Raw genomic sequence first — 10,795 nt, 5'->3', positions numbered from 1 at the left:
CCTTGGTGTTGTACGCGGCAACGCCGATGGTACGGCCCTTGAGGATGCTGTTCTGCAGGGCAGCCTTGGTGTATTCGTCGAGGCGCTTGGGCAGCCATTCGACGAAGTCCTTGACCAGCTTGTCCCAGCCGCGCGGCAGGTCGTGGGCGACGCCACCGATGCGGTACCAGGCCGGGTGCAGGCGGAAACCGGTAATCGCTTCGATCACGGTGTAGGCGCGCTGGCGGTCGGTGAAGGTGAAGAACACCGGGGTCATGGCGCCGACGTCCTGGATGTAGGTACCCAGGAACAGCAGGTGGCTGGTGATGCGGAAGAACTCGGCCAGCATGATGCGGATCACGTCGACCTTCTGCGGCACCTTGATGCCCGCCAGCTTCTCGACGGCGAGCACGTAAGGCAGGTTGTTCATCACCCCGCCGAGGTAGTCGATGCGGTCGGTGTAGGGGATGAAGCTGTGCCAGGACTGGCGCTCGGCCATCTTCTCGGCGCCACGGTGGTGGTAGCCGATGTCCGGGACGCAGTCGACGATCTCTTCGCCGTCCAGCTGCAGGACGATACGGAAGGCGCCGTGGGCCGAAGGGTGGTTGGGGCCGAGGTTGAGGAACATGTAGTCCTCGTTGGCGCCCTGGCGCTTCATGCCCCAGGCTTCGGGGTTGAAGCGTGCCGATTCCTCTTCAAGCTGCTGCTTGGCCAGGGTCAGGCTGTAGGGGTCGAACTCGGTGGCGCGGGCCGGGTAGTCCTTGCGCAGCGGGTGACCTTCCCAGGTCGGCGGCATCATGATGCGGCTCAGGTGCGGGTGGCCGGCAAAGTCGATGCCGAACATGTCCCAGACTTCGCGCTCGTACCAGTTGGCGTTGGGCCAGATACCGGTCACGGTGGGCAGGTTCAGGTCGCCTTCGCTGAGCGACACCTTGATCATCACGTCGCTGTTACGTTCGATCGACAGCAGGTGGTAGAACACGCTGAAGTCGGCGGCCGGCAGGCCACGGCGCTGGGTGCGCAGGCGCTCGTCGACGCCGTGCAGGTCGTACAGCATGCTGTAGGGCTTGGCGACACCGCGCAGGAAGCTGAGCACCTCTTTGAGCTGGGCGCGCTTGACCCACAGCACGGGCATGCCGGTGCGGGTTTCCTGGGCGACGAATGCTTCGGCGCCAAAACGGTTGTTCAGTTCGACGACCACATCCTGGTCGTCAGCCTTGTAGGGCGGAATGAAAATAGCGTTGTCCGCTGTCATGGTCTCGGTCGCTTTGGGTCAACGTTAAGAATGAAGCCAGGCCGCCGGCTCCCAATAGGAGCGGGCGGCAGGTCGCTGGATCAGACTTCGTCGGGGCTGCGCAGGTTGGTTACGGCGATGCGCTGCTCACGACGCAGGTCTTTCTGGGCTGGCATCTCGGCACGGTAAATGCCTTGATCACCAACAACCCAGGAAAGCGGGCGTCGTTCTTGGCCGATCGACTCCTGCAGCAGCATCAAGCCTTGCAGGAAAGCCTCAGGGCGCGGCGGGCAGCCGGGCACATAGACGTCCACGGGGAGGAACTTGTCGACCCCCTGAACGACCGAGTAGATGTCGTACATGCCGCCGGAGTTGGCGCACGAACCCATGGAGATGACCCACTTGGGCTCGAGCATCTGCTCGTACAGGCGCTGGATGATCGGCGCCATCTTCACGAAGCAGGTACCGGCGATGACCATGAAGTCGGCCTGACGCGGCGATGCCCGGATGACTTCGGCGCCGAAGCGGGCGATGTCGTGGGGCGCCGTGAAGGCCGTGGTCATTTCCACGTAGCAGCAGGACAGGCCGAAGTTGTACGGCCAGAGGGAGTTCTTGCGACCCCAGTTGACCGCGCCACGCAGCACATCTTCAAGTTTGCCCATGAAGATGTTCTTGTGGACCTGGTCCTCTAGCAGTTGATCGGTGACGGTTTCCCGTTCACCGACCGGGTACTGCTCGTTGGGCGCATCCGGATCGATTCTGGTGAGATTGTATTGCATGCCAAAGCCTCATTGTTTCAGCTTCGCTTGCCGCTTGCGACGACCTTCGGGAGCCCAATCAAGTGCCCCGACGCGCCATAGGTAGACAAGACCTGCCAACAGAATTGCTATGAAAACGAGTGCTTCGACGAATCCGGTCCAGCCGCTTTCGCGGACGGACACAGACCATGCAAAGAGAAAGAGGGCTTCGATATCGAAGATCACGAACAGCATCGCGACCAGATAGAATTTGGCGGACAGGCGCAGGCGAGCGCTGCCGACGGGCAGCATGCCGGATTCGAAGGGTTCGTTCTTGGCGCGGCCCCAGGCCTTGCTACCGAGCAGGCTGGACAGGCCGAGCATGAAGGCACACAGGCCGACGACACCCAAAAGGAAGATGGCAAAGCCCCAGTTGTGGGCGATGAGTCCTGCCGAATCGGACATGCTAGAGATCCTTATACAGAGACCCAGCTCTGCAGTCTGAAATAAGTAGAGCGGCGACGTGGTGTCGCAGGTGCAGTGACCAAATGTCGCAACTGAATCAATCGCGCTGATTTTATGGGTAAACCCGGTGCAAGTAAAATTTCTGTCGCAAATTTATTCGTAGCATTAAGAATAAAAATCCCTCCTAACTGGCTGAAAGCCTTGAAATTCGGGCATTGCGCACGGTTTTGTTAATTATGTTTCTTGCCCGGTGTAACGAAGTGCTAACTTGGTAATGATAATTAATATCGTTTAACCTGATCCTTGAAACTTTGGTTGTGCTGAGTCTTGCAAGTTCATTTGCCGTCAGCCCCCTACTTGCAAATGCGAAAGACTCTTGTTCTAGCAGTTTCCGACACCGCCCGCACCGCTCTGGGTCAATACTTTGCCGGATAAGCCGTGCTGGGCCGACGAAGCAATCGCCCATTGGCCCAGCCAGTAGGCGAGGATGATCAGGTAGGGCGCGGCGGCGAACGGGCTGACGAAGCGGTCGATGCCGATCAGGCTGTCGGAGAACACGAACAGGCAGGCGCCCAGCGCGGCGACGCCTCCACAGGCCAGGGCACGCCAGAGCATGGCGCTGATGGCCAGTGCGTACAGCGCCACCGGGATCAGCAGCGGGCCGAGGCCGTGGCTGGCCAGCACGCCGAGCAGGGCGATGCCGGTGACCCCGCTCAATATCAGTGCCGGCATTGCCGGGCGCAGGGTCTTGCTGCAATACGCCCGCAGGTAGGCCAGGTGTGCACAGAGGAAGGCGGCCAGGCCAAACACGAACAGGTCACCGGGCACGGCCAGCAGAATGTCGCCAAGCACTGAAAAGCCCAGGCCCAGGGTGATCCAGCGCCGATAGGCGGTGGCGGGCGCGCCGAGCATCCAGGCGATCAGGGCCAGTACCGGAATGGGCTTGGCCAAGAGGCCGAGCAGGGCGTTGCCGGTGGCCAGTGCATATATATAGAGGGCGGCGGCTGCGGCAGCGATGATGAGCAAGTGGCTTGGGCGGGGCATGGGCGGACCTTGCTGCTGGGCTGCCACAAGCATAGTCCGGATCCTGGGTTCTGCTCTGGCCCTATCGCCGGCAAGCCGGCTCCCACACCGAACGCGTTGGCATTGGAGATTGCTGTGGGAGCCGGCTTGCCGGCGATGGGGCCAGTGCAGCAAAAAAGAAGGCCCAGGATCCTCTCGAATCCCGGGCCTCTTTCAGCAAGCCACTGCTATCAGTGGAACTGCTCTTCCTCGGTCGAACCGGTCAGTGCAGTCACCGACGAAGCGCCACCCTGAATCACGGTGGTCATGTCGTCGAAGTAGCCGGTACCGACTTCCTGCTGGTGAGCCACGAAGGTGTAGCCCTTGCTGGCGTCGGCGAACTCTTGTTCCTGCAGCTTCACGTAGGCGGTCATGTCGTTGCGGGCGTAGTCGTGCGCCAGGTTGAACATGCCGTGCCACATGTTGTGGATACCGGCCAGGGTGATGAACTGGTGCTTGTAGCCCATGGCCGACAGTTCGCGCTGGAACTTGGCGATGGTGGCGTCGTCCAGGTTCTTCTTCCAGTTGAACGAAGGCGAGCAGTTGTACGACAGGATCTGGTCCGGGTACTCCTTCTTGATCGCTTCGGCGAAGCGACGGGCTTCGTCCAGGTCCGGCTTGGCGGTTTCGCACCAGATCAGGTCGGCATACGGGGCGTAGGCCAGGCCACGAGCGATGGCCTGGTCGAGGCCGGCACGCACCTTGTAGAAGCCTTCACGGGTACGCTCGCCAATCACGAACGGCTGGTCGTAAGGGTCGCAGTCGCTGGTCAGCAGGTCGGCGGCGTTGGCGTCGGTACGGGCCAGGATGATGGTCGGCACACCCGAAACGTCAGCGGCCAGGCGCGCTGCAACCAGCTTCTGTACGGCTTCCTGGGTCGGTACCAGGACCTTGCCGCCCATGTGGCCGCATTTTTTCACCGAGGCCAGCTGGTCTTCGAAGTGTACGCCGGCGGCGCCTGCTTCGATCATGTTCTTCATCAGCTCGTAGGCGTTCAGCACGCCGCCGAAGCCGGCTTCGGCGTCAGCCACGATCGGTGCGAAGTAGTCGATGTAGCCTTCGTCGCCCGGGTTCTTGCCCGCTTTCCACTGGATCTGGTCGGCGCGGCGGAACGAGTTGTTGATGCGCTTGACCACGGTCGGTACCGAGTCGACCGGGTACAGCGACTGGTCGGGGTACATCGACTCGGCCGAGTTGTTGTCGGCGGCAACCTGCCAGCCGGACAGGTAGATGGCCTGGATGCCGGCCTTGACCTGCTGCACTGCCTGGCCGCCGGTCAGGGCGCCCATGCAGTTGACGAAATCTTTTTCTGGGCGGAAGGACGGGTGGGCACCTTGGGTGACCAGCTTCCACAGTTTTTCTGCGCCCTGGCGGGCCAGGGTGTGCTCCGGCTGCAGGGAGCCACGCAGGCGAACGACATCAGCGGCGGTGTAGGTACGGGTCACGCCTTTCCAGCGCGGGTTTTCGGCCCAGTCTTTCTCGAGGGCTGCAATTTGCTGTTCGCGTGTCAGTGCCATGGAAATAAACCTCGTCGCATCGATCTTGGGGTAATTGTGCTGATGCTCACGAAGCGAATCAGGGGGTGTGGCGGCTGTCCTGTCCGGGGGAGTGCGGCGGCGAACGCGAAGGCTCGAAGGGGGAAGGAGGTGCAGGCCGGGCGAAGGTGTGCGCCTGCAGGTCGGCTCGTGGTTGCCTTGCTGCGGTGCTACGCGATTGCCAGTACTGCGGTGATGCGCTTCCGTCCCTCGGGACAACTTCTTCGTTGCAGTCGCAATCCCGTCGAACCGCCTTGTGGGCCGTATAGACACGAGGTGCCTCCCGGGGTGCTGGGAGTACGCCTCGAAGGCCCTTGCCAGGGCCCCTGATTAGCGGGAGCGAGGCCATCATGCCCTTGGGAAAAAGTACCTGTCAAATGTTTTGTAGTGCTTTTTTTCACTTACTACATTTTCGCTCGGATGCGACTTGCCAGTCTGTTTCAAGGCCTTGGGTCGAGGCCTTGATTTGCCTGGGATCAGTCGAGAAGGTCGACTTTGACACGCAAAGTCATGTTTTCACCGCGCTGGGTGCTGTATGTGCGGCTTGACAGGTTGCGGTCCGCTTGGGACTGCTGGTTGTAGCCTGCCAGGGTGATCCATTCGCCGAGCTTGCCGGTGAGCGTCGTGTCGGTGCTCTGCACTTTCACTACATCGGCACGTTCCTGGCTGATTCGATCATTATTGGTGCTTATTTGCAGACGAACCGTATCGCCGCTGACACTAGGCGTGACGTAGAAACCCTGGGTCACATTGCGGTATTCGGTGTCGCTCTGGATGCGCCCATAGCCGTCGGTGCTGGTGCTGGTGATCGGGATGCTCTGGCCCACCTGGATCAGCGCCGGCTGGCCTTCGCTGGCCTGCACCTGCTGCAGCCCGCCCTCGCGGTTGCTGGTGCCGTAGCGGATCACGCGGCCATTGCCACGCGCGTCCTGGAAGTTGCTGTCGTTGTTGTCGACGCTGATCAACAGGCGCTTGGGTGCGGTGTCCAGCTGCTGCAACAGGGTGCGCAAATCGTCGATGCGCTCGGGGCTGGCGTTGACGATCAGCTTGTTCTCGAAGGCGCTGACGCTGCCGTCCTTGCCGATGAAGGACTGGGCGGCGGGCAGCAGTTCGGCGCTGCTGCGGTGCTGCAGCGGCAGCACTTCGGTGGCTGCCTGGGCCGCCAGGCTAGTGGCCAGCAGCAGGGAAGCGAAAAGGTGGCGTAGCGGCATGTCCATGGTCTCCGCGGGTGGAATCAACATGATGGCAAATTTGCCGGCTTCTTGCCGTGTCTGGATCACAACTGCGGCGCCGATGATGAAACCTTTTTCAGCTTCACCCTGTGCGCCCTTGGCCGCGCTACGCTTGGGTTTCCAACCCACGCAAGTGAACCCACCCATGCCAGACCGACGAAGTCTCACACTGCGATCCGAGGTGCCCGCGCGTACTGGCTAGCCGGTGCTGCGTCCGTGCTTCGCATTGCCTCCCACGGCAGGAGCACAGACCATGACCGTCAAAGACCGCAACACCCGTTCGGGCCCATTGGCCCGCGAAGCCGCCGATGGCTTGGCCGCTACCCTGGAAAACCTCGGCGCCAACCCGCACGGCCTGAGCGAGGCCGAAGCCGCCAGCCGCCTGCTGCGCGACGGCGCCAACGAAGTGCTGCATGGCGCCCCGCAAACGCCCTTCAGGCAATTGCTCGGCGCGCTGCACAACCCCTTCATCTACGTGCTGCTGACCCTTGCCGCGCTCAGCTTCGTCACCGACTACTGGCTGCCAATCCGCGCCGGCAACGCGGACGATGCCGACTTGACCAAGGTGCTGATCATCCTGGTCATGGTCAGCCTCAGCAGCCTGCTGCGCTTCTACCAGGAGTACCGTTCGAGCCAGGCGGCCGAAGCCCTCAAGGCCATGGTGCGGACCACCGCCACGGTGTCGCGCAGCCAGGAGCAGGGGCAGGTGCCGCGCCTGCGCGAGGTGCCGATGGCCGAGCTTGTGGTCGGCGACATCGTGCAGCTGCACGCGGGCGACATGATCCCCGCCGATGTGCGCCTGATCGAATCGCGTGACCTGTTCATCAGCCAGGCCGTGCTCACCGGCGAAGCGCTGCCCGTGGAAAAGTACGACACCCTCGGGCACGTGGTGCACAAGTCGGTCAGCGACAGCGCCGGCGGTGAAGGGCACCTGCTGGAAACCGCCAACGTCTGCTTCATGGGCACCAGCGTGGTCAGCGGGCATGCCCGTGCGGTGGTGCTGGCCACCGGCCGGCGCACCTATTTCGGCACCCTGGCCAAGGCCATCGCCGGTTCGCGCAGCCAGACCGCCTTCGACCGTGGGGTGAACAGCGTCAGCCGGCTGTTGATCCGCTTCATGCTGGTGATGGTGCCGGTGGTGTTCCTGCTCAACGGCCTGGTCAAGCACGACTGGAGCGATGCCTTCCTGTTCGCCCTGGCAGTGGCGGTGGGGCTGACCCCGGAAATGCTGCCGATGATCGTCAGCGCCAACCTGGCCAAGGGCGCGGTGGCCATGGCCCGGCGGCGGGTGGTGGTGAAACGCCTGAACGCCATCCAGAACTTCGGCTCGATGGACGTGCTGTGCACCGACAAGACCGGCACCCTGACCCAGGACCGCATCACCCTCGAGCAGTGCCTGGCGCCCAGCGGCATCCCCGACCCGCAGCTGCTGGAGCTGGCCTGGCTCAACAGCCACCACCAGAGCGGGGTGAAGAACCTGATGGACCAGGCCGTGCTGCGCTGCGCTGCCGAGGCGCCTGGGTTCCAGGCACCGTTCGCCTATGCCAAGGTCGATGAACTGCCCTTCGACTTCATTCGCCGGCGCCTGTCGGTGGTGGTCAAGGATGCCCTGGGCGAGCGGCTGCTGGTCAGCAAGGGCGCCGTGGAGGAAATGCTCGCCATCGCCAGCCATGTTCAGCAAGGCGCTGTGCAGGCCGTGCTCGACGGCCCGCGCCGGGCGCAGCTGCAGGCCTTGGCCGAGGCCCTGAACGAGCAGGGCCTGCGCGTGCTGTTGCTCGGCACCCGTGCCCTGGGCGCCGATCACGGCAAGCTGCAGTACGCCGCCGAGGATGAGCGCGACCTGGTGATTCGCGGCTTCCTGACCTTCCTCGACCCGCCCAAGGACAGCGCCGGCCCGTCCATTGCCGCCCTGGCCGAGCAAGGGGTGACCGTCAAGGTGCTGACCGGCGACAGCGCCCAGGTGTGCTGCAAGGTCTGCCGTGAAGTGGGCCTGGCGCCCGGCGAACCGCTGCTGGGCCAGGACATCGACGGCATGGATGACCCGCAGCTGGCAGAGCAGGTCGAGCGGCGCACGGTGTTCGCCCGGCTCACCCCGCTGCAGAAGTCGCGTGTGCTCAAGGCCCTGCAGGGCAATGGCCATACCGTCGGCTTTCTTGGCGACGGTATCAACGATGCCCCGGCCCTGCGCGATGCCGACGTCGGAATTTCGGTCGACAGCGCCACCGACATCGCCAAGGAGTCGGCCGACATCATCCTGCTGGACAAGAGCCTGCTGGTGCTGGGCGATGGCGTGCGGGTAGGGCGTGAAACCTTTGGCAATATCATGAAGTACCTGTGCATGACGGCCAGCTCCAACTTCGGCAACGTGTTCTCGGTCCTGGTGGCCAGCGCCTTCCTGCCGTTCCTGCCGATGCTGGCGATCCAGCTGCTGCTGCAGAACCTGCTGTATGACGCCTCGCAGCTGGCGCTGCCGTGGGACCGCATGGACCAGGACTTCCTGCGCAAGCCACGGCAATGGGATGCACGCAACATCGGCCGCTTCATGCGCTGGGTCGGGCCGACTTCGTCGGTGTTCGATATCACCACGTTCGCCGTGATGTGGTACGTGTTCGCCGCCAATAGCGTGCAGATGCAGGCGCTGTTCCAGTCTGGCTGGTTCGTCGAGGGGCTGCTGTCGCAGACCTTGGTGGTGCACATGCTGCGCACCCGCAAGGTGCCGTTCGTGCAGAGCACCGCGGCGCTGCCGGTGATCCTGGCCACGGGCCTGGTGATGTGCCTGGGCATCTACATCCCGTTCTCGCCCCTGGGGGCGATGATCGGCCTGGTGCCGCTGCCGCTGGCCTATTTCCCTTGGCTGGCCGCGACCCTGCTGGGCTACTGCGTGCTGGCACAGACCATCAAGGCCCTGTACATCCGCCGTTTTGGCCAGTGGTTCTGAGATAGAAGGCGAGGTGGCTGCTGCCGGACAAATTCCGTAACATCGGCCGCCTCGTTTCTTGCCCGCCCTCGGCCCTGGTATCTACCGCGAAGATGCCTGGCTCGGGGGTGGGCGCCACCACAGGACTCCCATGAAACCCGCTCGACTTCGTGCCGACGTGCTCGCCGGCCTGACCACGTCTTTTGCCCTGGTGCCCGAGTGCATCGCCTTCGCCCTGGTCGCCCACCTCAACCCGCTGATGGGCCTGTATGGCGCCTTCATCATCTGCACCCTGACGGCCCTGTTCGGCGGCCGGCCGGGGATGATTTCCGGCGCCGCGGGCTCGATGGCGGTGGTCATCGTCGCCCTGGTGGTGCAGCACGGCGCGCAGTACCTGCTGGCCACGGTGCTGCTGGGCGGCGTGGTGATGATCCTGTTCGGGTTGCTGCGCCTGGGCAAGCTGGTGCGCCTGGTGCCGTACCCGGTGATGCTCGGCTTCGTCAACGGCCTGGCGATCGTCATCGCCCTGGCCCAGTTGGAGCACTTCAAGCAGGGCGAGCAGTGGCTCAGCGGTGCGCCGTTGTACCTGATGATCGGCCTGGTGGCGCTGACCATGCTGGTGGTCTACCTGCTGCCCAAGCTCACCCGTGCGGTGCCGCCGGCGCTGGTGGCGATCCTTGGGGTCGGCGTGCTGGTGTACCTGCTCGGCTTGCCCACGCGCACCCTCGGCGACATGGCGCACATCGCCGGTGGCCTGCCGGCGCTGGCCCTGCCGGAGGTGCCCTGGAACCTGCAAACCCTGAAGATCATCGCGCCCTACGCGGTGCTGATGGCCATGGTCGGGCTGCTGGAAACCCTGCTGACCCTCAACCTCACCGACGAAATCACCGAGAGCCGCGGCTACCCGGACCGCGAGTGCGTGGCCCTGGGCGCGGCCAACATGGTCTCGGGCCTGTGCGGCGGCATGGGCGGCTGCGCGATGATCGGGCAGACCGTGATCAACCTCAGCTCCAACGGCCGTGGCCGGCTGTCAGGCGTGGTCGCTGGGGTGATGATCCTGCTGTTCGTGCTGTTCCTCTCGCCGTTGATCGAGCGTATTCCGCTGGCGGCGCTGGTGGGGGTGATGTTCGTGGTGGCCCAGCAGACGTTCGCCTGGGCGTCCTTGCGGGTGCTGCACAAGGTGCCGGTGAGCGATGTGCTGGCGATCATTGCGGTGACCGTGGTCACGGTGTTCACCGACCTGGCCACGGCGGTGCTGTTCGGCATCGTCATCGCCGCGATCAACTTCGCCTGGCAGCATGCGCGGGAGCTGTATGCCGAAAGCCATGAAGATGCCGAGGGCAGCAAGCACTACCAGGTGCACGGCACGCTGTTCTTCGCCTCGACCACGGCGTTTCTCAACCAGTTCGATGCCGCGAGCGACCCGGCCAAGGTGACCCTGGACTGCAAGCACCTGAGCTTCGTCGACTATTCGGCGATCGCCGCCTTGCAGACCTTGCGCGAGCGCTATGCCAAGGCGGGCAAGCATTTGCGCGTGGTGCACCTGTCGGAGCGCTGCAAGAAGCTGCTGAAGCGGGCTGGCGAGCAGCACTGAGTATCGGCCGCAGGCGCAGTCTTTGTGGGAGCGGCCTTGC

At 63.6% G+C, this 10,795-nt stretch carries 8 protein-coding genes; 2 read left to right on the top strand and 6 right to left on the bottom strand.

The annotated features are described in order from the left end of the window. The 6 genes from B3E94_RS17915 to B3E94_RS17890 form a co-directional block, all read right to left on the bottom strand. Positions 1-1,234, bottom strand: a 1,234-nt coding sequence (locus B3E94_RS17915; RefSeq protein WP_286914516.1) for an NADH-quinone oxidoreductase subunit C, incomplete at its 3' end; no start/stop codon positions are given. Between the two features lie 80 nt (positions 1,235-1,314). Beyond that, entirely contained in the window at positions 1,315-1,992 is a 678-nt protein-coding gene (locus tag B3E94_RS17910) for a NuoB/complex I 20 kDa subunit family protein (RefSeq protein WP_003251429.1), read from the bottom strand. 9 nt (positions 1,993-2,001) lie between these two features. Then, complete coding sequence (locus B3E94_RS17905; protein WP_003251427.1) at positions 2,002-2,415, bottom strand: NADH-quinone oxidoreductase subunit A; 414 nt, start codon at positions 2,413-2,415, stop codon at positions 2,002-2,004. Between the two features lie 381 nt (positions 2,416-2,796). Then, positions 2,797-3,459: a lysoplasmalogenase gene (locus tag B3E94_RS17900; RefSeq protein ID WP_286914515.1), complete on the bottom strand. Its 663-nt coding sequence runs from the start codon at positions 3,457-3,459 to the stop codon at positions 2,797-2,799. Positions 3,460-3,668: 209 nt separating this feature from the next. Then, positions 3,669-4,994 (bottom strand): isocitrate lyase, encoded by a 1,326-nt coding sequence (gene aceA, locus B3E94_RS17895; RefSeq protein WP_176512818.1) that lies wholly within the window; start codon positions 4,992-4,994, stop codon positions 3,669-3,671. Between the two features lie 494 nt (positions 4,995-5,488). Continuing rightward, positions 5,489-6,253 (bottom strand): secretin N-terminal domain-containing protein, encoded by a 765-nt coding sequence (locus B3E94_RS17890; protein ID WP_236236946.1) that lies wholly within the window; start codon positions 6,251-6,253, stop codon positions 5,489-5,491. Positions 6,254-6,497: 244 nt separating this feature from the next. Between B3E94_RS17890 and mgtA the strand changes: the two genes are divergently transcribed. Both mgtA and B3E94_RS17880 read left to right on the top strand, forming a co-directional pair. Further along, a complete protein-coding gene (mgtA, locus tag B3E94_RS17885) occupies positions 6,498-9,182 on the top strand; it encodes a magnesium-translocating P-type ATPase (protein ID WP_286914513.1) in 2,685 nt (894 codons plus the stop codon). A 130-nt stretch (positions 9,183-9,312) separates the two neighbouring features. Then, the gene (locus tag B3E94_RS17880; protein ID WP_286914512.1) at positions 9,313-10,755 is read left to right on the top strand and encodes a SulP family inorganic anion transporter; all 1,443 of its coding nucleotides are present in this window, start codon (positions 9,313-9,315) and stop codon (positions 10,753-10,755) included. Positions 10,756-10,795: the final 40 nt, after the last annotated feature.

Origin of the sequence: Pseudomonas sp. UBA6315 (assembly GCF_002438125.1) — a bacterium.
GTDB lineage: Bacteria > Pseudomonadota > Gammaproteobacteria > Pseudomonadales > Pseudomonadaceae > Aquipseudomonas > Aquipseudomonas faucium.
This window is presented reverse-complemented; position numbering and strand designations above follow the sequence as displayed.